Here is a 24,608-nt window from a genome sequence, read left to right on the forward strand (position 1 = left end):
TTTTCGACCGCTGGTCTGTCCGCCATGGCATGCCGACGAGCGGTCGAAAAGGAGCGGTCGAAAGGGAGCGGTCGTGGGAGCGCCAGGCGGCGAGAGCAAAGTGGAGACTCCGGAGGGCCGGCGTTATGGATCGAGCCGGTGACCGGCGAGGAGACCACCGTCGTCGTGGCCATCACCTCCTACGGCATCATCGGCCCGTGCGCGGGGACCGACTTCCTCGTCCGCACCGACACCGCCGTCGCGCTGGACCTCGTCGACGCCCGCAGCTGACGAGCGGGGGTATGCCGTCAGGCGGCATCCCCGTCCGTGCCGCTACGGACGGTGTCCTTCCCTCGCACGGACTGACGCAGCTTGCGGACGAGCGCAACCACCTGGTCGCCCCAGACGAGGACCGAGATCAGGGCGGCGCCAAGCACCCCAGCGACGGCCGCGAGCCGCACCCAGTCGTTCTTGAACCAGTGGGCCACGCGCTGGATGAGCGTGCTCTCGACCTCCACGTCGGTGACGAACTGCACCACCGCGTCCGCGGGCACGCCCTCGAGCCCTTCGTCCGTGAAGACGGCCGGCTGCAGCTCCAGCCGCAGCTCCTGGTCGACAGGCTCGACCGGCGTGACGGTCCACCCCCACTCGACGAACCCCGCCTCTGACACCCGCCGATAGACGAACTCGTCGGCGTCTGCATCCCCCTGTTCGCCGATCTCGATCCCGTCGCCCACCCGCAGGAGCCGTGCACCGACCACGCACTGGACCCGGAGATCGGCCTGGCCGGCCGTCCCGTCGAGGCCGTCCAGCACCGCGTCGGGCGGCAGGTCGGACCCGGTCAGGTCGAGGTTGACCTGGTAGGTGGAGGAGTGGTCCACCTCGGCGCGCAGCAGCTCGGGGTAGGTCACCCGCCCGTCGAGTCCTGACTCGGACACCGCGTCACGACACTCGTCCACCCACGGCTGCAGGGTCTGCGACCCGGTCGGGTCGGCCTCGTCAGGAGGGGCGGCCGCGTCCGGGGCGGAGGCGCAGGAGGTCAGGAGCAGCACCCAGAGGACGGCGAGGGCGCCGAGGAGGGGCCGGTCCCTACCTCCGGCAGGCTGTCCCGATGCACGTTGCCGGCTGCTGCGGATCGCCATGTCCCAGGCCCCCTTCGGTCTCCTCCAGGATAGTCCCGGGCACCCTCCGGACGCCGGTTCCCGAGGGCCCCACGACGTGAGTGAGACGCACGGAACAGGGAACGGACGAGAGGGGGCCGAGAGGTCGGCGGACCGGGGTGGCCTGCTGTCGCCAGGACGACACCGGGCCACCCCGCTCTCCTCGCGTCCAGCCGAGCGGCCCCCCCTGACCGACCTACCCAGACACGCTGGGGGCGTGGTCGGGCGCGGTCCTGACGTTGCCACCGGGCCGGTCGAGGTAGCGCGTGACCACGTGCAGCACGGCCGCCGGGGCCAGGTAGAGACCGGTGGCGAAGACCGCGATGCCGATCTCCCCGCTGAGGGGGACGTCGTCCAGCCCGAAGCTCAGGCTGGTCATCAGGGCACCGCTCAGGAGGGCGAACGCCAGCACCGCCAGGTAGGCGACGCGACTGACCTTCGCCCAGGGCCGCCGTACCCCGCTCAGCAGCACGATCCGCGCGTAGTCGGCGCGCGTGCGGCGGACAGGTCGATGTTCCACCAGCGTCCGGGTCTGGGTCGTCACCGCGACATAGACCGCCTCGAGGTCGCGCTGGGCCCGGGCGGTGGCGCTCGTGCGGTCGGTCTCGGGCATCGTGAGGTGGTCGAACGCCGCCACCCAGTCGGAGATGAACGCGACCTGACGCCGACCCTGCTCGATGATCTCGTCCCGCCGGTGCTCCCAGCGCCGTCGACTCCGCCACCCCTTCAGCAAAATCCCGGCCCCCGCGAGGAGGGCGGTGAGCAGCGGCCCCACGACCGCAACCACGACATCGGGGTCCTACCAACCCATGAGCGCACCTCGCGTCCTGCCGTCTGCGCGGAAGAAGCCACGTCGTCGGTGATCGTGCCACGCTGCGCGACGTCCCGTCAGGCGCATCCCCTACCCCGGCAGGTATGCCGTGCCCCTCGCCTCGAGCGCGAGCCGCACCCGGCGCCCCTCCAGGTGCACGCCCGGGTCGTCCCCGAGGGCGGCGACCTCCCCGACGCCGTCCACGTCGACCGTGAGGTGCACCGCGTCGGAGACAGCCACCGCCCGGCGCACGACACCCTCCAGCCGGCCGGACGGATCCACCCGCAGGGCGGCCCGACGCAGCGCGAGGACCCGACCGTCCGTCCGGGCTGACGCGGCGGTCTGCTGGGGCGGCCCCGGCGGTGCGGCCGCGTCGACCTGTTGGTCGGGCCCGGCGACCGTGCCCGCGGCCGCCCCCGTCAGGAACGTCTCGAACCCGATGAACTCGGCGACCTCCCGGGTGGCGGGCGCGCGCCATACCTCGGCGGTGGTCCCCTCCTGGACCACCCGGCTGGCGAGCATGACCGCCATCCGGTCGGCGATGGTGAACGCCTCGTCGTGGTCGTGCGTCACCAGCACCGCCGTGGTCCCGGTCGTCACGAGGATCTCGCGCAGGTCGCCGGCGAGCCGCTCCCGCAGCGACCGGTCGAGCGCCGACAGCGGCTCGTCGAGCAGCAGCAGCCCGGGGTCGGCGGCGAGCGAGCGTGCCAGCGCCACCCGCTGCTGCTCGCCGCCGGAGAGGGTCGCGGGTCGGCGCGCACCGTAGCCGGGCAGGCCCACGAGCTCGAGCAGCTCGTCCACGCGCCGCCGTCTCTCGGCAGCGCCGACCCGACGCAGCCGCAGCGCGTAGCCGATGTTGTCCGCGACCGACGCGTGCGCGAACAGCTGCCCGTCCTGGAACATCAGCGCGAAGCCGCGCTCGTGCGTCGGCACCCCGCGCAGGTCCCGCCCGTCCCAGCGCACCGCCCCCGCGTCCAGCCGCTCCAGCCCGGCGACCGCCCGCAGCAGGGTCGACTTGCCGCACCCCGACGGCCCGAGCACCGCGAGCACGTGCCCCTCCGGGAGCGACAGCGACACGTCGTCGACCGCCGTCGTGGCGCCGAAGCGCACCGTCACGTCATCGAGCTGCAGCATGCGACTCCTCCATCAGAACGTCCCCACCGACCCCACGCGCAGCCGTTCGACGACCGCCATCACCGTCACGGTGACGACGGCGAGCACGACCGACGCCGCGAGCGCCATCCCGAGGTGCTCGGCGCCGGGACGTGAGATGAGCTGGTAGATCACGACGGGCACCGTGGGCCGGTCCGGGCGGGCGAGGAACGCCGTCGCACCGAACTCCCCCAGGGACACCGCGAAAGCGAACCCCGTCGCCGCCAGCACCGGCCGCGCCAGCACCGGCCCCTCGGCGGTCCACGCGGCCCGCCACGGGGGCGCCCCGAGCGCGGCCGCCGCCTCGCGCTGCCGCGGGTCGATCGACCGCAGCACCGGCGTCAGGGTGCGCACGACGAGGGGCAGCGCCACCATCGCCTGCGCGACCGGCACCAGCACCGGCGAGGTCCGCAGGTCCAGCGGCGGCCGGTCGAGGGTGATGAGGAAGCCGAAGCCCACCGTCACCGCCGAGATCCCCAGCGGCAGCATGAACGCCCCGTCCAGCCCCGCGACCACCCGCCGCCAGCCCGCCGCGCGCGGCCGCCGCGACACCACGACCGCGACGATCAGCCCCAGCACCATCGCGAGGACGGTCGCGTCGACGGCGGTGCGCAGCGAGTTCTCGACCGCCTCGACCACGCTGACCCGCAGCACCGGCGTCGAGTCGGGGTCGGTGAGCGCGCGGTAGTTCTCCAGCGTCCACCGCCCGCCGCGCCGCAGCGAGCGCACGACGAGCGACCCCACGGGGAGCAGCACGAACCCCACCGCGAGCGCGGTCACCGCCAGGGCGGGTATGTCGTGGCGCCGCGGCCTCCGGGCCGCCGCCCGGGCCCCCACGCGCCGTCGCGTGCCCTCGGTGGCCCGGCGGGCACGGGCGGCCAGGGCCAGCATGAGCACCACCGCGACGAGCTGGAGGACCGAGAGCACGGCGGCGCCCCGCAGGTCGAGGAACTGCGTCGTCAGGAGGTAGATCTCGGTCTCGACGGTGCCGTAGCGCAGCCCGCCGAGCGTGAGCACCACCCCGAACGCCGTGGAGCAGAAGAGGAACACCAGCGTCGCCGCCGACACGACCGCAGGCGCGAGCGCGGGGAGCGTGACGGTGCGCCATACCTGCCAGGGGTCCGCCCCCAGCGCCGCCGCCGACTCCTCCGCCCGCCGGTCCAGCCCCTCCCACATCCCGCCGACGGTCCGGACGACCACGGCGAGGTTGAAGAAGACGAAGGCCAGCAGGATCGGCACCCACGTCCCGTCCCAGCCGAGCGACCCCAGGGGACCACCGCTCGACAGCAGCGACCGGAACATCACCCCCACCACCACCGTCGGCAGCACGAACGGCATCACGACGATCGCCCGCAGCAGCCCCCGCCCCGGGAAGCGCAGCCGGTAGAGCGCGAACGCCACCGGCAGCCCGAGCACCAGCGTCAGCACCGTGCCCGCGAGCGAGCTCCACAGCGTGAACCACAGCACCCGCAGCGTCCGCGCCCGCCCGAGCACCTCCGGCACGCCGGACAGGTCGAGGCGACCCTCCGGCAGGAACCCGCGCGCGAGCATCCCGCCCACCGGGAGGAGGAAGAACACGGCCAGGAACGCCAGCGGCACGAGCGCCGCCAGCCCCAGCGCGACGCCGGGACCGCTCAGGTATGCCGCGCCCCGCCCGGGTGCCCGGGTGTGCCTCGCTTGCGCCTGAGTGGGCAGAGCCATGGTCGACTTCCTACGCCGGTGCTCACCGGATCAGGTTCGGAGGGTCTGCGGCTGCGGGCCGCACTCTCAGCGCCGGGGCGCTCCCCTGTCGGGTCGGGACTGTCCTCGCAGGATACACGTGCGCAGGAAGTGTGCTCGAGTGACGTCAGGGACAGATATAGCCTCGGTAAAGCGTGCGTAAAATCAGCGCCCGGACACTCCGAAAAGACCTCTATTCAAGAACCCTCGAATTGGATACGCTCGCCGTCATCGTTGGTCCCCGTGTCGAGTAGGAGTGGGACAGATGGGTCTGTGCGTGATGGGGTATGCACGCCGAGCGGGAGAAGATCTGCACGCCCGTGAGGGCGGACCACCGACTTGGCCGTCGCCGGTGGTGGCACCGCGCACCTCCCGGCCGGCCTGACAGCCAGCTGGGGAACACAGGTGATGTCGATGCGGGCGACTCGATCGGGCGTGCACGCGTTCCGGCGCGCGGGTTCAGACCTGCCCTTCCCCTCCCCGGCGGGGGTCGCTCCGGCGTTCCCCCCGGCCGCGGCGGCAAGGCTCGGGGGAGCATCCACCCCCTTCCCCGCGAGCGGCGTCGTGGACACCCTCGCTGCTTCGGCTCACCGCGCCCCCGCGACGCGCTACCCCGAGGTGGCCTCGCAGGCCAAGCGGCTGATGGATGTCACCGGGGGCCTGATCCTCCTCGTGATCTTCGTCCTGGCACTGCCCGTGCTGGCAACGCTGGTCAAGCTCGACAGCCGGGGCCCGGTCTTCCACACCCAGGTGCGGGTGGGACTGCACGGCCGGCCGTTCCGCATGTACAAGCTGCGGTCGATGGTCGCGGGGGCCGAGCTCGACGGCCTCGCCCGCTGGACCTACTGCGGTGATCCCAGGGTCACCAGGTTGGGCCGTATCCTGCGGGCCAGTCACCTGGACGAGATGCCCCAGGCGATCAACATCCTGCGCGGGGACATGTCCCTGGTCGGTCCCCGGCCCGAGCGTCCCGAGCTCGTCCAGGTGCTCAGCGAACAGTTCGTGCACTTCCCCCTCCGACACAGCGTCAGACCCGGTCTCACCGGCCTGGCCCAGGTTCGGCACTGCTACACGTCCTCGGTGGCAGACTGGCACGACAAGCTCGCCTACGACCTCGACTACGTCCGCAGGGCCTCCCTGGTCACCGACCTGCGCATCCTGTTCGCCACCGTCGTCGAGGTCGTCCGACTCAAGGGGATGTGACGCCGGTGCCGGACCAGGCTGCGCGGATCGCCGTCATCTGTCTGGAGAGCACCGCACCGGGCACCGCGCCGGGTTACCACCTGACGGGAACGCTGCGCCGTCTCGAGGTTGTCGGCGTCCGCGACCCCATGGTCGTGGCCGACGATTCCGGCCGGTCCCGGGCGCGGCGACTGGCACGTCTCCTCCGCCGGAGCTGGGGTGCGGCGCATCACCACGACGTCGTGGTGATGCGTTGGCACCTGCTGGCAGCGGTGGCGCTGCTGCCCTGGCGGGTCGCCGGTCGCCGGATCGTGCTCCTCGTGCCCGGCGTGCCGAGCGACGTCTTCTCCAGCCATGGGTGGCTGCGCCCCTTCGGCCGACTCCTGACCACCTCAAGCGTCGCCTCGTGGCGCTGGGCGGACGCGATCGTGGCGTCCCACGCGGGCATCGCCCGCCAGATCGCTCAGGTCGCGCCCGGGTTGAGGGCGACCGTGGGAGTCGCACCCAACGGTCCGCCCCCTGTCGTCGCCGCCCTCCCTGACGTGCATCGCGAGCGTCGGTACGTCGTCTTCGCCGGCAGCCTCGCCCGGTGGCAGGGCTTGCCGCTGATGCTGGAGGCGCTCGCCCACCCGGAGTGGCCGGAGGAGGTGGACCTGGTCGTGATCGGCGACGGTGCCGAGACGCAACGCCTCCAGACCGCGACCGACCAGCGGCTCGTGTGGATGGGGCGGCTCGACCCCTCCCGGACTCAGGCCCACCTGCGGGGTGCGCTCGCAAGCCTGAGCGTCAAGACGTTCGGCCCGGCTACCGAGCACGGCATCTCTCCCTTCAAGGTCGCCGAGGCGCACGCTCTCGGGGTGCCGGTGGTGGCCACCGACCTGCCCGGGCAGGGTGACTACCTTCGCGCCCAGGGGGGTGGCCTCATCATCGGGCAGGACCCTGCCGAGCTGGCCCGGGCGGTGCGCACCCTGCTCGACCCCGGCATCCGCGAGCCCCTGGTCGAGCAGGCGAGGGCAGCAGGTGCGCGGAACGGCTGGGAGCGGGACGCGGGGGTGCTCGCAGAGGCCGTCGGTATGCCGCAGCGGCGGGCGTCGGCGCGGTGACCGCCGTCGCCCTCGGGCTGTTCCTCGCCTACCTCACGCTCGGGGAACGGGTGCACCTCGGGCGGGCACCCGGGTTTCCCGGCCTGCCGGTGCTGGAGGTGCTGTTCGTCGGTGGAGCGTTCCTGGCCTGGTTCCTCGCGGGCAGGCCGATGCCCAAGGCCCGCGGCGCCACGGTCGTGACCGTCGGCCCGCTCCTGCTCCTGCTCCTGCTCCTGCCTTTGATCGGGGTGGTCCTGGGCACCTACGGGGTGACCACTCTCTACTCGTGGATGGTGGCCCTGGTGCCGCTCGCCGTCCTGGCCCTCACCGCCACGGCCGGGGCCAGGATCGTGCCCGTCTGCTACGCCGCGGTCCTCATCCAGGGGGTCTACGGACTCGCTCAGACCCTCTACCGGGTCGGTGTCCTCCCGGAAGCGGTCGGGCTCCCCATCCAGCAGTGGGACGCGGAGACGCAGCGCTCCCTCAGCGAGGCCTACGTCATCTACGGTCGCTCGACCGGTCTGTTCATCAACGCCAACACGTTCGCCCTGTGGTCCGGCGTCGCCCTGGCCTTTTCCTACTTCTACCTGAGCGGCCTGCGCCGGTACAGCGGCCTGGCGATCTCCGCGCTGGGCATCGCCGGCAGCCAGTCGCGTACCGGGTTGGTGTGCCTGCTGGTCCTGCTGGTCATCTGGGCGGTCCACACCGTGCGCACCTCCCAGGCCGTGAGCCGCAACATCCTGCCCGTGCTCGTGCTCGCCCTGCCCCTGCTGGTGATCGGCCAGGCGATGGGCCTCTTCCGACGGCTCCTGAGCAGCCAGCTCGCCGACCGGCTGATCTCCGCGCTCTCGATCATCGACGAGGGGGTGGGGGCGGACAGCAACGTGCTGGGCCGGGTCGAGGCCTGGCAGCTCGCGCTGCAGTACTCGCCCCTGGACCCTCGCTTCGCCATGGGGACCCTCGGCCCCCCCCAGGTGCAGTTCATCAGTTTTATCGACAACCAGTTTGTGGCCTTCTACCTCCAGGGCGGGCCTCTTCTCGTCGGGGCCTACCTGCTGGCGCTGTGCTCACCGCTGGTGCTGCGCCGGCTCGGCGTGCGACGGGTCGCCCCCCTGGCGGCCGTCAGCATCGTCGTCGTCCTGGAGTCGACGACGATGACCCCGATGTTCACGGCGCAGGCGACGGGCCTGGTGTGGGTGGTCGCCATGCTGACGACGATGGGCCTCCACCTCGGCCACGAGGCTCCCGTACACGACCCGGAAGCGGTCCACGCCATACCCCCGCGCGCGAGCCCGCATGGTCTCGACGTCGGGCGGTGAGGACAGGATCCCCTCCACCGCGTCGGCCCACGCCGCGGCGTCCTCGTCGGTCAGGACCGCACCGACCCCGTCCCCGAGCAGCTCCGCCGAGCCACGGTTGCGGCGGGCGACGACGGGGGTGCCGGCCGCGAGTGCCTCGATGACCACCCGGGGCAGGCCCTCGCGGTGGCTGGGAGCCAGCAGCACCTGGGCGTGGGCCATCCACCGCGGCACGACGTCGGTTCGGTCGAGGAGGCGCAACCACGGACGGGCCGACGTCGCTGCCTCGAGCTCGCCCGCGAGCGGGCCCTCCCCGATCACCACAAGGTCGAGCTCCAGTCCCTGCGCACGGCAGGCATCCACGACGTGCACTGCCCACATCGGGTCCTTGTTGCTGTTGAGGTCACCGACGAAGAGGGCGTAGGGCACGTGTGCCGGGAGCTCCCGGGGAAGGTCAGAGGCGCGGTGCTCGTCGAGCGGCACACCCGCGCCCGGCAGCGCCGTCAGGACCCTGGGCCGCAGGAACCGTGGCAGAGCCCGGACGAACCGCTGGTCCGCCTCGCTCACGGTCGCCAGCGCGAGCGTCCGGTGGGCGAGCGCCACCTCGACGAGCCGGACGGCGTGCGACTGGAGACTCCGCTCACCGGGCTGGAAGTGGAAGCCGTGGACGACGTAGACCGTGCGTCCCCGGGAACGGCGAGTCCCCACCAACCGCCACAGCACCGAGATGATCGGCGACTGCACCTGCACCAGGTCCCAGTCCTGCCGGCTGAGGTGACGAAGGTGCCGGGCCAGCTGGAGCAGGGTGCCTGGCCGCAGACTTCGCTCCGCCCGCAGCGCGTGGAAGGTGCTGCCGGGGTTCCGCGCCGTCAGCGCTTCTGTCCAGGCGTCGCGTGCAGCGGCGAAGGTGATCACGTAGCCCCGGTCCTGGAGCACGCGCCAGGCCTCCGGGCTCTGCAGCGCCAGGCTTCTCGAGACGGTGGCGACGGTGAGGGCCCGGGGCCGAGCGGTGTCCATGCATCATCCTGACACCCCGGGGGAGGGTGACGACTCCCCGCCGGCCGGCGTCCCGCGCGCCTCCCCGCAGGAGCGATAGAGCTCGAGCTCCCGCGCCGCCACCCTGCTCCAGCCGAACGGCCGCGCCGCCTCCACCAGGAGATCCCGGGACCGGTCGCCGGACCGCAGCACCCGCACGACCGCACCCGCCAACCTGTGCTCGAGGTCGGGTCCGTCCGGGACCACGCACTCGGGGTCGAGGACCGTCTCCGGGATGCCCCCGACCGCGGTCCCGACGACCGGCGTGCCGGCGGCGTAGGCCTCCATCATGACGGTGGGTCCTCCCTCGGCCCGGCTCAGGAGGACGAGAACGTGGGCGCGCGCCATCAGCCGGGCGACCGAAGCCTGGTCCAGCCGTCCCATGAACCGCACCGACGCTCCCCCCAGCTCCCGACGCAGCGCCGGACCGAGCGAGCCCGCACCGACGACGACGAGCTGAGCGTCCGGCACCGCGGTCCGGACCTCGCGCCAGACGGAGGGCAGCCGGTCCACCCCCTTGACCCGCTCGAGGTTGCCGACGTAGAGCACGGTGGGTGCCGTCGCGCGCGGCCCCGGCCGGAAGGCGGACAGGTCCACCCCGTTGTGGATGACGTGCGCCCGCGGGTGCGGGGGGACGAAGGTATGCGCGTGGTCCCGGAGCGCGGTGCTGACGTAGCTGGTGGCGCAGGCACCGGCCAGCACGCGGCCGTAGAGGGCGGCCCGCTGCGGCATGAGGAGGTTGACGTCGGTCCCGTGCATGCTGACGACGTAGGGAACACCCAGGCGGGTGGCCACCCGCGAGGCCACCAGGCCGGCCGGGAGGTCGTACATCCCGTGGGCATGGATCACGTCCACAGGTCCCGACACCTGGTCCACCACCGAGGCGGCCACGTCAGCGACCCACCGCCGGCCGGACGGGGCGTCCAGGCGGCGTCGGCGGGCGTGTCTCAGCCCCAGCGGCGCAGTGACGGTCAGGAAGGGGTCCAGCGGTGCCTCGTCGGCCTCACGGCCCGACACGGACCGGAGCAGGAGGGCGGCACGGGTCCAGCTCGGCTGGATGCCGACCGGCACGACCTCGACCCCGAGCTCGTGCAGCGCGTGGAGCCTGGACCGGATGAAGGTCGCCCCGTTGGGCACGCCCCGGGTGGGGTAGAGGTTGGTCAGCAGCAGGACCCTCACGGTGTCCCTCCGCCGCGGCTGAGCCGGCCAAGGACCGACCGCAGCGTGAGGTAGGACCGGTAGACCGCGGGGTAGCGGTCGCCGGAGCCGACGAGGACCGCCGCCCGGGCCGCCAGCACCGGATCGCGCCACAGGATCCTGGCGGGGTCCCGCCACCGGGTCCCGTCGAGCGCGGCCCGGAGGTACGCCTGCCGCGTCCGCGGGTCGAACCCGGCCCGCATCGCCGTGCCGGCGACGGCCAGGTGCCACTCCCGGTAGCGGAACCGGCGCAGCGCGGCGTCCACCACGACGTCCTGGACGGGCCCGACGGGGTGCACCCGGGCCAGCTCGGCCACGCGCTCCCCGATGCGCAGCGACTCCTGCAGGGTGGCCAGCGGGGGGTGCTGCCCGGTGGTCAACGACCCGGGCCGTTGCACGTGGTGGAACAGCACGTCGGGCAGCAGGTATGTCGTGGCCTGACGGGCCATGACCTCCACGGACCCGGCGAAGTCGGACCGGGTCCGTTGCTCCGGGAAGGGCGCGGTCCCGAGGACCTCCCGCGCGAAGAGCTTGTTCCACAGGTAGCCCCGGATCCGTCCGTCGAGGATCGCCAGACCGATGTGTCCGCCCGTCAGCAGGATCGGTCGCCTGACGACGCCGAGCAGCTCGCGGCGCTTCCCACGGGGGTCGACCAGGTCCGCCCCGCACCCGACGACGGGAGCACCGGAGGCGACGCGCGCGGCATAGAGGGTCTCCACGATCCCGGTGTCCCAGCGGTCGTCCCAGTCCACGAACCAGATCATCTCGCCCCGAGCCTGGGAGAGACCGAGGTTGCGGGCGCCGGCGACGCCACGGTGCACGGTCGGTGAGACCACCGTCGTCCGCAGCCCCTGCCAGTCGGTGGCGCGGAGCAGGTCCGCGGTGCCGTCGGTGGACCCGTCGTCGACCACGACGAGCTCGTCCGCGAGGGACAGGGTTGCCCGCAGCGCGTCGAGGGTGGCGGCCAGGCCGGGCCCCGGGTCGCGGACGGGCAGGACCGCGCTCACGCGCACCGTCGGCTGCGACGCACCGTCACCCACGCAGCACCTCCTCCCAGGCGGCCAGGGTGGGCCTCGCACCATACGCCCGCCGCCGCCGCTGGTCGGCGCCCCGGAAGGTCGAGGAGGTGTCCGGTCCTGCGAACTGGTGCAGCCCGGCGCCGATCGCGGCGGCGAGCGACTGCGGACCGGCCTCGGCCAGCACGCCCGGCACGAGGTCGGGGACCAGGCTGTCCATCACCGGTGCGTCCGTCGCGACGACCGGGAGCCACTGCTCCGCCGCCTCGAGGAGCGCGTAGCCGAAGGTCTCGGACGCCGAGGGGTGGACGAGCAGGTCGCTGTCGGCCATCAGCGGTGCCGGGTCGTCCACGTGACCCAGCCACCGGATGCGGTCAGCCACGCCGAGTGACGCGGCGAGCACCCGGAGGTCGGCCTCCTGGGAGCCGCCACCCACCATCCGCAGCTCCCAGGGGACCCTGAGCAACGGCAGCGCCCGGATGAGCACGTCGTAGTTCTTCACCGGCTTCGCCTCCCCGACCGCGAGGAGCTGGACGGGCCCGCTTCTCCGTGCCGCGGGACCCCCTGCCCCTGCACGCACGTGGCGACGGGCCCCCGGAGACTGCTCCGGCAGGTCGAGCAGGTTGGGCACGACGACCGACTCGACGCCCCACCGATCGCGCAGGGTCGAGGCGACGACGGGACTGACGCTGACCACCGCGGCGCACCGCCGGTAGCACCGGGCCACGGACTCCGCCCGCAGTCGGAAGCGGCGGCCGGTGGTGAGGCGGTGCGGAGTCACCGAGTGCTCCCACGCCACCGCATCGTGGAACATCCAGGGCGCGGCCAGCAGCAGCTGCGCCCCCGCCCACACGCCCGTCACGACGAGGACCTCCTGCCGCGTCGTGGACCGTAGGCGCTGCCGCAGGGCGCGCCGGGAGGCCCGCTCGCTCCCTGCGTCAAGAGGAGTGACGGTGACCCCCGGGACATTGAGAGGACCGGGGTCGTGGAGGACGAGGATCTCTACCTCGTGCCCCTGTGCGAGCGCGGTGGCGACCCGGAGCAGGGCGTTCTCCATGCCCATCCTCGGGGTGAGCACCGTGGCCAGGAAGATCACCCGCAACGGTCGCGACGGGTCGGGCCGGCTCACGCCGGCTCCTGGTCGGGTGCGTCGGGGCGTGGCTCACGCATCCAGAGGATCAGCGCCACCCACAGCGCCATCGCCAGCAGCGCCTCGGAGGCCAGTGTCGCCCAGACCGCGCCCCAGACACCGAGCTGCGGGATGAGCCACAGGTTGAGCAGCACGTTGACGGCGAGCACCACGAGCTGGATCGTGGTGCGGACCCCCTGCCGACCGACGCCGGTGAGCACGTCCGCGGGCAGGTAGTGCAGGCAGCGCAGCAGCAGCACCACGGCCAGGACCCGCAGCAGGGGCACCGACTCACGGTACGACTCGCCCAGCAGCGGGATGAGCAGCGCGGCCCCGGCGACCATCGCGGCGACGGCGGCGACGCTGTAGAGCAGCGAGGGCCCCGCCACGGCCCGCACGAACGGCAGGATCTCGGCGGGTCCCCCTCGGGCGTGCTTGAAGATCCGTGGCCAGGCCGCCCCGAGCATGGCGCGCACGGGCAGCCAGGCGGTGTCGACGACCCGGTAGGCCGCGCCGTAGAGGCCCACACCCACGGGGCCGTCGAGACGGCCGAGCATCACCTTGTCCGCGTCGTTGTGCGCGGTCTGCACGCCGATGCCCATGCTGAACAGCGCCGCCTCCCGCCAGTGCCCGCGGAACGTGGCCAGCCCGAGCACCGGACGACCGACGGCCCGCACCGCCAGGGCGAGGCAGATCGCCCCGGACAGCGCCGAGCTCAGCACGAGGGCAAGCACCCAGGCATCCAGCCCGACCTCTGCCGGGGACAGCACCAGGAGTCCGGCCGCGACGAGGCGCAGGGTCGGCACGAGGACCTGGCAGAAGGCCGTGACGTGCATCTCCTCACGGGCGACGAAGACCGAGGAGGCCAGGTCGGCGGCCCGGGCGAGGACGAACTCGGCCACCAGCAGGCCCCCCACGACGGCCATCCCGGTGCCGACAGGGACCAGGACGGGGGAGAGCAGGAGCAGGAGGGCGCCGACCAGCAGCGACCCCAGCAGGCTCAGCGTCAACCCGGCACCCAGCCAGTGACGGGTGGTCTGCGGCTCGGTGGCGCCGTACTTGACGATGAGCGCGCCGGAGCCCAGCGCCGAGAAGGGCGCGGCGATCATGATCAGGGCGCCCACCGCGGTGAGCCGTCCGAACGACTCCACGCCCAGCGCCCGGGTGGCCACCACGAAGTAGACCGCGGTGATCGGCACCCGCAGGACCTGGCCGAGCAGCAGGGTCCCGACGTTTCGGCTGAACCCGCGGTCGAGGCGGTCGGTGGGCACGCCGTCATCATGCCGGATCCGGATGTGCTCGACTACGCTGCGCCTACTACACGCCGGGACCTCGGGAGGTCTGTCATGGAGCTGCACGACTACCTGCGCGTGCTCCGCCGCCGCTGGCTCTGGATCGCGCTCGTGCTCGCCCTGTGCGTGGGCGGTGCGGTGGCCGCCACGAACATGGCGACACCGATCTACCGGGCGACCGCGCAGCTCTTCATCTCCACCAGCGCCCAGAACAGCGTCTCGGACCTGGCGCAGGGCAGTTCCTTCACCTTCCGGCAGGTGACGACCTACGCCGACATGGTGACCGCACCCGTGGTGCTCGAGCCGGTGATCCTCACGCTCGGGCTGGACGAGGAGCCGGAGCAGCTGGCCGCACGCATCAGCACCGCGGTCCCCAAGGACACCGTGCTCATCAACGTCAGCGTGACGGGAGCGGACGGGGAGCGCGAGGCCGCGATCGCCAATGCCGTGGCGGAGCAGTTCACCCGCACCGTCTCCGACCTGGAACAGCCTGACGCCCGGGGCGTCAGCCCGGTGAAGGCCTCGCTGATCCGGCCGGCCAAGGCGCCGTCCACCCCGGTCGCGCCCAACCCCTCCCGCAACCTGGCCCTCGGCCTGAGCCTGGGCGTGATGCTCGGTGTCGCGGCGGCGGTGCTGCGGGAGGTCCTGGACACGCGGATCACCGGCACGACAGACGTGCAGAGGGTGGCCGACAGGCCGGTCCTCGGCGCGATCACCTTCGACCGCGGGGCGGCCCTCAACCCGCTGATGGTCCACGACGGCGACTACAGCCCCCGCGCCGAGGCCTTCCGGTCGGTCCGTACCAACCTGCAGTTCATCGACGCGGCCGACCAGCCCCGCGCGCTCCTGTTCACCTCTTCACTGCCCGGAGAGGGCAAGTCCACCACCGCCGCCAACCTCGCGCTGACGCTCGCCGCCTCCGGCGCTCCGGTATGCGTGGTCGAGGCCGACCTGCGACGACCCAAGCTGCTGGAGTACATGGGGCTGGACAGCTCCGCCGGACTGACGTCGGTGCTCATCGGGCAGGTCTCCCTGGACGACGTCCTGCAGCCCTACGGCGAGCACCTGATGGCCCTCGGGGCCGGGCCAATCCCCCCGAACCCCAGCGAGCTCCTGGGCAGTCCCGCGATGCGGGCGGTGATGGAGGACCTCAGGAAGCGGTTCGAGTATGTGGTCGTCGACGCCCCGCCGCTGCTCCCCGTGACTGACGCGGCCGTGCTGTCCAAGGTCGTCGACGGCACCATCGTGGTCGTGGGCTCCGGGATCGTGCGCCGCCACCAGCTGTCCCAGAGCCTGGCCACGCTCAAGAGCGTGGAGGCCAAGGTCCTCGGGATTCTCCTCAACAGGGTCCCGGCCGCGGCGAGCCAGACCTACGGCTACTACCACCACGAGTACGGCCCGGAGCCGACCGCAGAAACCCGTCGTCAGGCCCGACGCGAGCGGGCACTCCTGCGTCGCGAGGCTCGGTGGTGGGCCCGGCCCAGACCTGCCGAAGAGCCGGTCGGTGACCGCCGCTGACCTGGCTGCGGGCTTCCTGGAGGTAGGGGCAGGCCGCAATCACCTCTTTAGCGCGCCCCACGGCCAGGGCGACGAGAATAGAGAGAATAATGATGCAGGCCAACAACGACCCCGCCCATTCGGGCATGCTCCGCAACCATGATACGAAAGACAAGGAAAAGGTCCTCCCGAGACAACTCTCCGTTGCGACAGGCCGTTTGTGCAGGCGTCTGTGCAGGCCAGAACCCCGACGGTACCAGCGGGGGCCCGGCGCTGTCGAATTCGAGCTCGGTAGTTGAAGGGTCTACGAGAACAACCTTAAAGAATTGGTAAAGAAATGTCGGGACGGCCGTCCTGAATTGCTCGTCGACCTTTTTCGTGGAAAACTCTGACCCTGGCTCACCGGGGGAGCTGGCCGCTCCGAGCCGGCACCCCCACGTCATTGATCTCGGGAAGGGTGCTGCGCTGATGGGTGCTCGGGGGGCAACCAGATGGAGGGAGCGGACCGTGAGGTCCGCCTGGATCGTGGCCGACGCGTCGTGCTGGGCGGTTGCCGTGGTGCTCGCGCTGTGGACCCGGCTCCACCTCGACCCCCAGGTCTTCGAGCGCGAGACCAGCTGGGCGATCGCGCTGGGCGCCGGAGCCACGCACGTGATCATCGGCGTCCTGCTCGGTCCCTACATGGTGCGCCACGTCCGCGGCAGCTTCGAGGAGGTCACCTCCGTGACCCGCGCGGCGGTCTTCACCGGCCTGGTGCTCGCGGCCGCGGCCTTCCTCCTCGACGGCGTGCTCCTGCCACGCTCGGTCCCCTTCATCAGTGTGGCCGTCGCGATCGTGCTCATGCTGGCCAGCCGCTTCCTCGTCCGCAGCTACCGGTCCCGCCGGGCCAGCCAGGGCCGGCCGGGCGAGCGGGTGATCGTCTTCGGTGCCGGCCTGGCCGGTCGCCGCCTCGTCCACAACATCCTGCACGACGACCAGAGCGAGCTCGTCCCTGTCGCCTTCGTCGACGACGACCGCCGCAAGCGCCGCCTCAAGGTCGAGGGCGTGTCGGTCCTCGGCACCCTGCACGAGCTGCCCGCCGTCGCCGAGCGCACCGGCGCCACGCACCTCGTCGTCGCCGTGCCCCTGGCCGACGGCGACCTCCTGAGGCAGGTGCGTGAGGTCGCCGAGCAGGCCGACCTCCACGTGAAGGTCCTCCCCCCGCTGACCGACTGGCTCACGGCGTCGGACCCCCGAGGGTCGGACCTGCGCGACCTCGACCTGGAGGACCTCCTTGGCCGCCGGGCGGTGCAGCTCGACCAGGACGCCCTCCGCGAGCACCTCACCGGCAAGGTCGTCCTCGTCACCGGGGCCGGCGGATCCATCGGTTCCGAGCTGTGCCGCCAGATCGCCGCCTTCGCCCCCGCCCGCCTCATCCTGCTCGACCGCGACGAGTCAGCCCTGCACGCCGCCCAGCTCAGCCTCTCCGGCCGCGCCCTGCTGGAGGGCGAGGACCTCGTGCTCGCCAACATCCGCGACGAGCAGACGATCCGGGCGCACCTCGCCGAGCTGCGGCCCGACATCGTCTTCCACGCCGCCGCCCTCAAGCACCTCAGCCTGCTGGAGCGCTACCCGTGCGAGGCCTGGAAGACCAACGTGCTCGGCACCCGCAACGTGCTGCAGGCGGCCGCCGAGGCGGGCGTGGGCACCTTCGTCAACATCTCCACCGACAAGGCGGCCAGCCCCACGTCGGTGCTCGGCTACTCCAAGCGCATGGCGGAGCGGCTCACCGCCCACTACGCAAGGACGCAGCCGGGCCGCTACGTCTCGGTGCGCTTCGGCAACGTCCTGGGCTCCCGCGGCTCGGTCATCCCCACGTTCACCGAGCAGATCCGCCAGGGCGGGCCCGTCACCGTGACCCACCCCGACGTCGAGCGCTACTTCATGCTCATCCCCGAGGCCTGCCAGCTCGTCCTGCAGGCCGGGGCGATCGGCCGCGACGGACAGGTCATGGTCCTCGACATGGGGACCCCCGTGAGGATCGTCGACGTCGCCCGGGAGCTCATCGCCCTCTCCGGCAAGCAGGTGGACATCCACTACACCGGGCTGCGCACCGGGGAGAAGCTCACCGAGGTCCTCTTCGCCGACGGGGAGACCCACGTCGAGACGGCCCACCCCCTGATGACGGCCGTGGACGTACCCGACCTCAGCCCCGACGACCTCCCCGCGCCGCACACGACCTCGGACTCGCACACGCGGGCTGCCTTCGTTGATCACGGCTCCGCGGCGGGCAGGTCGTGAGCCTCGCCTCACCCGGTCGCGAGGTCCGCCCACTCCCGCAGCCACGTCTCCCGCTCGGCCTCGATCTGGCCCGGGTGCACGACGATGGGGTCCTCCGCCAGGGGCGCCCACTGCGCCCACAGCTCGGGCAGGACGACCTCGTCGTCGACGGGATACATGAACATGGTGTCGGGGATGACCGCCTGCACCTGCGGGCTGACCAGCCAGTCCACGACCGCCTGCGCGCCCTCGGGGTTGACCGCACCCTCGAGGACGCCGGCGTACTCCACCTGCCGGAAGCAGGTGTCGAGCAGGGCCCGCGTCGTCGGCTGGAAGCCGCCCTCGGGGATGGTGAACGGCGGGCTCGAGGCGTAGGACAGCACGATCGGCCGGTCGCCGTCGCTCCCGCCGGCGGTGAAGTCGACGGTGTAGGCGTCGGTCCAGCCGCTGGTGACCTTCGCCCCGTTGGCCATCAGCTCCTCCCACCAGCCCTGCCACTCCCCCGGGCCGAAGTAGCCCACGGTGGCGAGCAGGAACGCCATACCCGGGCTCGAGGTGGTCGCGCCCGGAGTGACGAAGAGGTCCTCGTAGTCCGGCTCGACCAGGTCCTCCAACGTCTCCGGGGGCACCAGGCCCCGGTTGGCGAACCACACGTCGTCCACGTTGACGCAGACGTCGCCGTAGTCGACCGGCGTCAGCACCGTCTCCCCGCCCACGAGCAGGTGCTCCTGGGCGGAGGCGGGCAGGTCGGCGGGCGTGTATGCCGCAAGCACCCCCTCCCGCACGGCGCGGGAGGCGAAGGTGGTGTCGATGCCGAAGACGACGTCGGCGACCGGGCTGCCCTTGGTGAGGACGAGCTGGTTGGTCAGCTCGCCCGCGTCGCCGGCGCTCTGCAGCTCGAGCTGGTAGCCGCTCTCCTCCTCGAACGCGGCAACCAGCTCGTCGGGGAGGGTGAACGAGTCGTGCGTGACGAGCGTGACGGTGCCGGGGTCGGACGTCTCGGGGGGCGGGACGGCCGCCGGCTCCTCCGACGTGGTCGGGCTCCCGTCGCCGCCGGTGGACGACGTGGCGGGCGCCTCCGGGGCGGTGGTCGGCTCGTCCTCCCCGCCCCCGAGGGAGCAGGAGGTGAGGGTCAGGGTGGCCACCGCGAGGGCGGCCAGGCTGCGGGTATGCCGCATGGTCGGATCTCCTTGTCGACTTCCTTCGCCGGTGCTAGCCGGTGCAGGTTCGGAGGGTCTGCGGCGGGTGCCGCACTCTCAGCGCCGGGTGGCGCTCCCCTGTCGTTTCGTGTCCTCCACGGTACATCCCCTGTGGCAGGATCGGCCGCATGGGTAACCTCGCCGCCAAGCTCGTCACCACCGCCGCCGCCATCGGCGCGGCCGCCGTCGCCAGGAAGATGACGGACGGCACGTGGAAGTTCGTCACCGGCAAGGACTCCCCGGACAACCCGGAGGACCCGGACATCGACCTCAAGGAGGCGGTGGCCTTCGCGGTCCTCTCGGGCGTGATCATGGGTCTGGCCCGCATGCTGGCCAACCGACAGACGACGAGGGTGCTGGCCAAGGGGCAGGGCAAGAGCTCCGAGCAGCTGGCGGACCAGACCAACAGCTGAGCGCTCCGGAGGCCTCCTTCCCAGGCCCCCGACACGCCGTCCCGACCTCCACTCCAAACACACAAACCTCTGCTAATCTCACCCGCCACATTGCGCACACCCCCGAGCGTGGGGCACGATGGGCAGGTCCCGCCCATATGCACCCACTGTCCCATGGGGGTTATAGCGCCATGCCTGGAGATCGTGCTGCCACGGCACAGCCGTCGCGAGAGCTGATGATCCGAGCTTTCTGGGTGGTCAATGACGGCCTGTGCTGGGCGGTCGCGCTGCTGCTGGCGCTGTGGACGCGGCTCAGCTTCGACCCGCACCTGCTCACCCAGGCCTCGCCGTGGGCGGTCGCCGTCATGGCGGCCGTCCTGCACGCCGCGATCGGGCTGGCCTCCGGTCCTTACATGGTGCGGCACATGCGCGGCAGCTTCGACGAGGTCGCCTCGGTCGTGCAGACCGCGATCATCACCGCGTTCGCTGTCATCGCGATCAGCTGGGTGACCCCGGACGTGTTCCTCCCCCGCTCCGTCGGTCTTCTTGCGCCTGCGCTGGCGATCGTGCTCATGCTGGCAGTCCGCTTCACCGTGCGGACCTACCGCTCGCACCGGGTGGCCTCCAACCCCGACGGGGAACGCGTCATCATCCTCGGCGCCGGCTTGGCCGGCCGCCGGCTGGTCAGCAACATGCTGCACGACGACCGCTCCGAGTTCACCCCCGTCGCGCTGCTCGACGACGACCGCTCCAAGCGGCGTCTGCGGATCGAGGGCATCCCGGTTCTGGGCGCCCGCCGTGACCTGGCCGCGGTCGCGGAGCGCACGAACGCCAAGTACCTCGCCGTCGCGATCCCACGGGCGGAGTCCGACCTGCTTCGCGAGGTCCAGGCCCAGGCTCGGGAGGCCGGCCTTCAGGTCAAGACCCTTCCCCCGATCGAGCAGTGGCTGCGCACGTCCGACCCGCAGGTCACCGACCTGCGCGACCTCAACCTGGAGGACCTGCTCGGCCGCCGCGCCGTCGAGCTCGACCAGGACGCCATTGCCGAGCACATCACCGGCAAGGTCGTGCTCGTCACTGGGGCCGGCGGCTCCATCGGCTCCGAGCTCTGCCGGCAGATCGCGCGCTTCAACCCCGGCCGCCTCGTCATGCTCGACCGGGACGAGTCGGCGCTGCATGCCGTGCAGCTGTCGATGACCGGACGCGGTCTGCTGGAGGGCGAGGATCTGCTGCTCGCGGACATCCGGGACGCGGAACGCCTCAACCAGGCTTTCGCCGAGATCCGCCCCGATGTTCTCTTCCACGCCGCCGCCCTCAAGCACCTCAGCCTCCTGGAGCGCTTCCCCCAAGAGGCCTGGCAGACCAACGTCCTCGGCACGCTCAACGTTCTCGAGGCCGCCTCGGCCGCAGGAGTCGGCACGTTTGTCAACATCTCTACCGACAAGGCCGCCTCGCCCACCTCCGTCCTGGGCCATTCAAAGCGCGCCGCAGAACGCCTAACAGCCCACTACGCCCAGACGCAGCCCGGCCGCTACGTTTCTGTCCGTTTCGGCAACGTTTTGGGCTCTCGCGGCTCGGTCATCCCCGCCTTTGCCGAGCAAATCCGACGCGGCGGCCCCGTCACGGTGACCCACCCCGACGTCGAGCGCTATTTCATGCTCATCCCCGAGGCGTGCCAGCTCGTCCTGCAGGCGGGGGCGATCGGTCGCGACGGGCAGGTGATGGTCCTCGACATGGGCTCCCCCGTGAGGATCGTCGATGTGGCTCGTGAACTCATCTCTCTGTCTGGTCGGAACCTTGACATTCAATTCACAGGCCTCCGCCCAGGCGAGAAGCTCACCGAGGTCCTCTTCACCGCGGGGGAGGATCACCGCCCCACCGGACACCCACTCATGACCGCGGTCGACGTCCCCCCTCTACCTCCGTGCCGCCTGGCAGCCGCTGCTCAGGAACCGAGCTGGATCCCGCTAACGTTTGACGAAGGGGTCTACGTCGAACAGAACACCCCGGCGTAAACGAGTGTCCTGGGTGTAGCCGGCAAAGGCCTGGTGGCCACGCAGCGGGATGAATTGCCCAGACGAAACCGCGCCGCGATCAGCACCGCTGAGGTCCGCAGGTCCAGCACGGGCCGGTCGAGCGTGATCGGAAGCCGAAGCCCACCGTCACCGCCGAGATCCCCAGCGGCAGCATGAACGCCCCGTCCAGCGTCGACACCAGCAGCGCCACGATGAGCCCCCGCACCATCGCCAGCACGGTCGCGTCCACGGCGCTGCGTAGGGAGTTCATCACAGCCTCGGTCACGCTCACACCCGCAGCACCGGCGTCGAGTCCGGGTCGGTCAGCGCCCGGCAATTCTCCCGCGTCCACCCTCCCCCGCGCCGCAGCAAGCGCACCACCAGCGTCCCGACAGGCAGCAGCACGAACGCGACCGCCACCCGGGTCATCACCAGCGTGGGTATGTCGTGCCGCCGCGGCGCGCCGCCTCCCGGGCGCCGACCCGCTTCAGGCTGTGTTCGCGCGAGCGCCGGGTCCGCGCGGCCAGCGCGAGCATCGCCACCACGGCCACCAGCTGCAGTACCGACAGCACCGCCGCACCCTGCAGGTCGAGGAACTGCGTGGTCAGTAGGTAGATCTCCGTCTCGATCGTGCCGTAGCGCAGTCCGCCAAGGGTCAGCACGACACCGAACGCCGTGGAGCAGAAGAGGAAGACCAGGGTCGCCGCCCACACCACCGCCGGCGCGAGCGCGGGCAAGGTGACGCTGCGCCACACCTGCCAGGGCGAGGCGCCCAGCGCGGCCGCCGACTCCTCGGCCCGCCGGTCCAGCCCCTCCCACAGCCCGCCGACCGTGCGCACGACCACGGCGAGGTTGAAGAAGACGAACGCCAGCAGGATCGACACCCACGTCCCGTCCCAGCCGAGCCCGCCCAGCGTCCCGCCGCTGGAGAGCAGCGAGCGGAACATTACGCCGACCACCGGGCCTGGCCCAGGCCGCCCGACAACGACTTGGCTACCACCAAGACCACAGGAAGAATCAACAAAACCCAGAAGACCCGGATGTGGTCTGATCCGACCGCCCGAAGCGGACATTAACGCTGAAACGCGTCACAACCCCTCAGAGGACCCCAACCCACGAAGCGTCTTGACGCGAGTCTCCAATCACGGGACTGCTGCACGGGTAAGCGGACTCTGATCTGTGACGCTGCGAGGCGTCACTGGAAGGATGTGCACCGTGCCCAAGCCCCCTATCCCCAGGAGTTCCGGTCCCCGATGACCTGGTCGAGCGCAACTTCACCGCGCAAGCGCCGAACCACCTGTGGTTGGCCGACATCGACGAGCACCGCACCGGCGAGGGCAAGCTCTACCTGCGCGATCAAGGGCGTCTTCTCTAACCGGATCGTTGGCTGCTCCATCAGCGACCGGATGAAGTCACGCTTGGCCGTCGACGCCCTCAAACAGTGCCGTCGCCCGCCACGGTGACGTTGGCGGCTGCATCCTGCCCACCGACCGCGGGTTCCCAGCGCAGCGCGGTGGCGGGAGCGGTTGCGAGAGGCGTTGAATGAGCGGCTGCCTCCGCGGCCACCGGCGGTCAGTCGCGGGCGCGCAGCACGACGAAGGGTTCGGCTGCCTCCACGCCAATGTGGCTGCCCCAGTAGCGCGCACGCTCCGTCAGCGCCTGCAGCGATCGCGGGTGGGGGTATTCGCGCAGCTCGGTCTCGTACTGAACCATCGCCTGGAGCTTGCTATCCAGGGTCTCGGTCACGTCGACGTACCAGTTCGGTTGGAAACCGCTGTCCGGCAAGGGCCAGGCCCACTCAGTCGACGACGGGGTCTCAAAGGCGAGGATGCGCTTGAGCCAGGGGGTCGAGTAAGGGCGGCACGCGGTCCAGGTCGCACGCGACACGATCCCGTGGTCGGTGTTCACGTCGACCGGAGTGTGGGTGTAGACGACCTCGGGGCGGAGGTCGAAGACGAAGGGCTCGAGGGTCTGGGTCACCTCGATCAGCGGTACGGCGTCGAGGCGCTGGTCGGCCATGTCCAGCAGCTGGATCGACGCGAACCCTATGTTCTCCGCGCTGCGCAGGGCCGAGTCGCGCAGGGTCTGCTCGGTACCGTCCTCGTAGCGGGAGGACGCGCCCTCGGAGAGCACGAGCGCGTGCACCTCGTCGCCGCGAGCGACGTGCTTGGCGAGCGTGCCTCCGGCGCCGAGGATCTCGTCGTCGGGGTGGGCGGCGACGACCAAGACTACGGTCATCAGCGGGTCTCCTCAGGGCGGGGGCCCCGGCCCAGGGACCAGGCGACCCAGGCGTCGGACGGTTGGTCGAATTGGGCTCCGACGCGCAGACCGGCTCCGGCAGCCCACTCGTGGGCGTGGAGGTGGTGGTGCTCGACGGTGCCGACCTCGGTGACCAGGACCGTACCGCTGCCGGTGGCGACGGTGACTCCGGTGTGGTCGATCGCGACGACGGTGCCGGGGTTGACCGGGGAGTCTCCCGGTGCGGGCGGCGCCGAACGCCACAGCGTGACGCGCTCGCCGTCGAGATGGGTGAACGCTCCGGGATAGGGAGCAGTCTGGGCGCGGATCCAGTCGTGGATCTCCTGGGCACTGCGGCGCCAGTCGGTGACACCCATGAGCGGCACCCGCTTAGGCAGCAGCGTCGCCTTGGACTCGTCCTGACGCCGCGGGACCACCGCGCCGCGCAGCAGCGGGCCGAGGTGGTCACCCAGCATCGCGGCACCCAGGGCGGCGACCCGCTCGTACACCGTGGCACAGGTGTCCTCGGGACCGATCGGCGTGCTGCGCTGGTCGACCACACCGCCGGTGTCGATCCCGGCGTTGAGCAGCATCATCGTGTTGCCCGTCTCGTGCTCGCCGCGCAGGATCGCCCAGTTCACGGGCGCCCGGCCGCGGTTGTGAGGTAAGAGGGAGGCGTGAAAGCCGATGCAGCCGTGGGTGGGGAGCTTTAGCAGCTCGTCGTGGATCAGGCGCGTCCACCCGACGACGGCCACGAGGTCGGGAGCCAGCGCGCGGATCTCCGCCACGGAGTTGGGGGAGTTGACGTCCTCGACAAGGACCACGGGGATGCCGTGCTCCGAGGCCCGCGAGGCGACGTCCACGGCGCCCGACACCTTGGCGCCCGCCTCCGCGGTGAGTGTCACCACGCCGGCGAAGTCGCACTCAGGGGAAGCGAGGATGGCATCAAAGGCGGC

The 24,608-nt window shown here is 71.7% G+C and carries 22 protein-coding genes, 1 pseudogene and 2 riboswitches; of the genes and pseudogenes, 8 read left to right on the top strand and 15 right to left on the bottom strand.

Features of this window, described 5'->3' with window-relative positions:
- The first annotated feature begins 138 nt into the window (after positions 1 to 138).
- Entirely contained in the window at positions 139 to 270 is a 132-nt protein-coding gene (locus D4B81_RS19160) for a hypothetical protein (protein ID WP_272914066.1), read from the top strand.
- A 17-nt stretch (positions 271 to 287) separates the two neighbouring features.
- Here the strand turns inward: D4B81_RS19160 and D4B81_RS11150 are convergent, their stop codons facing one another.
- The 4 genes from D4B81_RS11150 to D4B81_RS11165 form a co-directional block, all read right to left on the bottom strand.
- Positions 288 to 1,121, bottom strand: a complete 834-nt coding sequence (locus D4B81_RS11150) for a hypothetical protein (RefSeq protein WP_161965126.1) — start codon at positions 1,119 to 1,121, stop codon at positions 288 to 290.
- A 214-nt stretch (positions 1,122 to 1,335) separates the two neighbouring features.
- Positions 1,336 to 1,926: a hypothetical protein gene (locus tag D4B81_RS11155; protein ID WP_122262719.1), complete on the bottom strand. Its 591-nt coding sequence runs from the start codon at positions 1,924 to 1,926 to the stop codon at positions 1,336 to 1,338.
- 114 nt (positions 1,927 to 2,040) lie between these two features.
- A complete protein-coding gene (locus D4B81_RS11160) occupies positions 2,041 to 3,084 on the bottom strand; it encodes an ABC transporter ATP-binding protein (RefSeq protein WP_122262720.1) in 1,044 nt (347 codons plus the stop codon).
- A gap of 12 nt (positions 3,085 to 3,096) precedes the next feature.
- Positions 3,097 to 4,803: an ABC transporter permease gene (locus D4B81_RS11165; protein ID WP_122262721.1), complete on the bottom strand. Its 1,707-nt coding sequence runs from the start codon at positions 4,801 to 4,803 to the stop codon at positions 3,097 to 3,099.
- A riboswitch (TPP riboswitch) is annotated at positions 4,794 to 4,900 on the bottom strand. It overlaps the preceding gene by 10 nt.
- A gap of 335 nt (positions 4,901 to 5,235) precedes the next feature.
- Between D4B81_RS11165 and D4B81_RS11170 the strand changes: the two genes are divergently transcribed.
- Complete coding sequence (locus D4B81_RS11170) at positions 5,236 to 6,024, top strand: sugar transferase (protein WP_161965127.1); 789 nt, start codon at positions 5,236 to 5,238, stop codon at positions 6,022 to 6,024.
- Positions 6,025 to 6,029: 5 nt separating this feature from the next.
- Positions 6,030 to 7,106, top strand: a complete 1,077-nt coding sequence (locus D4B81_RS11175; protein ID WP_161965128.1) for a glycosyltransferase family 4 protein — start codon at positions 6,030 to 6,032, stop codon at positions 7,104 to 7,106.
- A 1,046-nt stretch (positions 7,107 to 8,152) separates the two neighbouring features.
- Here D4B81_RS11175 and D4B81_RS11180 read toward each other — a convergent pair.
- Genes D4B81_RS11180 through D4B81_RS11200 form a run of 5 tightly spaced genes read right to left on the bottom strand, consistent with a single transcriptional unit; the run spans position 8,153 to position 14,031 of the window.
- On the bottom strand, positions 8,153 to 9,400 hold the full coding sequence (locus tag D4B81_RS11180) for a glycosyltransferase (RefSeq protein WP_122262724.1): 1,248 nt from the start codon (positions 9,398 to 9,400) through the stop codon (positions 8,153 to 8,155).
- A gap of 3 nt (positions 9,401 to 9,403) precedes the next feature.
- Positions 9,404 to 10,597 (bottom strand): glycosyltransferase, encoded by a 1,194-nt coding sequence (locus D4B81_RS18140; protein WP_161965129.1) that lies wholly within the window; start codon positions 10,595 to 10,597, stop codon positions 9,404 to 9,406.
- Positions 10,594 to 11,655 carry a glycosyltransferase family 2 protein gene (locus D4B81_RS11190; protein ID WP_161965130.1) on the bottom strand — a complete coding sequence of 354 codons (1,062 nt, stop codon included), beginning with the start codon at positions 11,653 to 11,655 and terminating at the stop codon, positions 10,594 to 10,596. Before D4B81_RS11190 ends, D4B81_RS18140 begins: the two co-directional genes overlap by 4 nt.
- Entirely contained in the window at positions 11,648 to 12,760 is a 1,113-nt protein-coding gene (locus D4B81_RS11195; protein ID WP_122262726.1) for a glycosyltransferase, read from the bottom strand. The genes D4B81_RS11190 and D4B81_RS11195 overlap by 8 nt, the downstream gene beginning before the upstream one ends.
- Entirely contained in the window at positions 12,757 to 14,031 is a 1,275-nt protein-coding gene (locus D4B81_RS11200; RefSeq protein ID WP_122262727.1) for a lipopolysaccharide biosynthesis protein, read from the bottom strand. The genes D4B81_RS11195 and D4B81_RS11200 overlap by 4 nt, the downstream gene beginning before the upstream one ends.
- A 9-nt stretch (positions 14,032 to 14,040) precedes the next feature.
- Between D4B81_RS11200 and D4B81_RS11205 the strand changes: the two genes are divergently transcribed.
- Together D4B81_RS11205 and D4B81_RS11210 are read left to right on the top strand one after the other, a co-directional pair.
- On the top strand, positions 14,041 to 15,570 hold the full coding sequence (locus D4B81_RS11205) for a tyrosine-protein kinase domain-containing protein (protein WP_237565948.1): 1,530 nt from the start codon (positions 14,041 to 14,043) through the stop codon (positions 15,568 to 15,570).
- A 660-nt stretch (positions 15,571 to 16,230) separates the two neighbouring features.
- Positions 16,231 to 17,829 (top strand): polysaccharide biosynthesis protein, encoded by a 1,599-nt coding sequence (locus D4B81_RS11210; RefSeq protein ID WP_419866239.1) that lies wholly within the window; start codon positions 16,231 to 16,233, stop codon positions 17,827 to 17,829.
- 8 nt (positions 17,830 to 17,837) lie between these two features.
- Here the strand turns inward: D4B81_RS11210 and D4B81_RS11215 are convergent, their stop codons facing one another.
- Positions 17,838 to 18,986 (bottom strand): thiamine ABC transporter substrate-binding protein, encoded by a 1,149-nt coding sequence (locus D4B81_RS11215; RefSeq protein ID WP_122262729.1) that lies wholly within the window; start codon positions 18,984 to 18,986, stop codon positions 17,838 to 17,840.
- Between the two features lie 3 nt (positions 18,987 to 18,989).
- A riboswitch (TPP riboswitch) is annotated at positions 18,990 to 19,097 on the bottom strand.
- 38 nt (positions 19,098 to 19,135) lie between these two features.
- On the opposite strand from D4B81_RS11215, the gene D4B81_RS11220 reads away from it, so the two are divergent.
- Positions 19,136 to 19,420, top strand: a complete 285-nt coding sequence (locus tag D4B81_RS11220; RefSeq protein WP_122262730.1) for a DUF4235 domain-containing protein — start codon at positions 19,136 to 19,138, stop codon at positions 19,418 to 19,420.
- Between the two features lie 344 nt (positions 19,421 to 19,764).
- Positions 19,765 to 21,414 (top strand): polysaccharide biosynthesis protein, encoded by a 1,650-nt coding sequence (locus D4B81_RS11225; RefSeq protein WP_474100188.1) that lies wholly within the window; start codon positions 19,765 to 19,767, stop codon positions 21,412 to 21,414.
- A 79-nt stretch (positions 21,415 to 21,493) separates the two neighbouring features.
- On the opposite strand, the gene D4B81_RS18845 is transcribed toward D4B81_RS11225, so the two are convergent.
- The 3 genes from D4B81_RS18845 to D4B81_RS18855 are packed head-to-tail and all read right to left on the bottom strand — an operon-like array spanning position 21,494 to position 22,373.
- Positions 21,494 to 21,700, bottom strand: a complete 207-nt coding sequence (locus tag D4B81_RS18845; protein ID WP_237565951.1) for a hypothetical protein — start codon at positions 21,698 to 21,700, stop codon at positions 21,494 to 21,496.
- 2 nt (positions 21,701 to 21,702) lie between these two features.
- The gene (locus D4B81_RS18850) at positions 21,703 to 21,843 is read right to left on the bottom strand and encodes a hypothetical protein (RefSeq protein ID WP_237565952.1); all 141 of its coding nucleotides are present in this window, start codon (positions 21,841 to 21,843) and stop codon (positions 21,703 to 21,705) included.
- Positions 21,843 to 22,373, bottom strand: coding sequence for an ABC transporter permease (locus D4B81_RS18855; protein WP_237565953.1), 531 nt, complete (start codon positions 22,371 to 22,373; stop codon positions 21,843 to 21,845). The genes D4B81_RS18850 and D4B81_RS18855 overlap by 1 nt, the downstream gene beginning before the upstream one ends.
- A 275-nt stretch (positions 22,374 to 22,648) precedes the next feature.
- Between D4B81_RS18855 and D4B81_RS11235 the strand changes: the two are divergent.
- Positions 22,649 to 22,874: pseudogene (locus D4B81_RS11235) on the top strand (IS3 family transposase); the annotation flags it as partial.
- 112 nt (positions 22,875 to 22,986) lie between these two features.
- On the opposite strand, the gene D4B81_RS11240 reads toward D4B81_RS11235, so the two are convergent.
- Entirely contained in the window at positions 22,987 to 23,652 is a 666-nt protein-coding gene (locus tag D4B81_RS11240) for a PIG-L deacetylase family protein (RefSeq protein WP_122262732.1), read from the bottom strand.
- Positions 23,652 to 24,557, bottom strand: a complete 906-nt coding sequence (locus D4B81_RS11245) for a methionyl-tRNA formyltransferase (RefSeq protein ID WP_161965131.1) — start codon at positions 24,555 to 24,557, stop codon at positions 23,652 to 23,654. Before D4B81_RS11245 ends, D4B81_RS11240 begins: the two co-directional genes overlap by 1 nt.
- Positions 24,558 to 24,608 lie beyond the last annotated feature (51 nt).

Source organism: Ornithinimicrobium cerasi (assembly GCF_003702705.1).
GTDB classification, from domain to species: Bacteria; Actinomycetota; Actinomycetes; order Actinomycetales; family Dermatophilaceae; genus Ornithinicoccus; species Ornithinicoccus cerasi.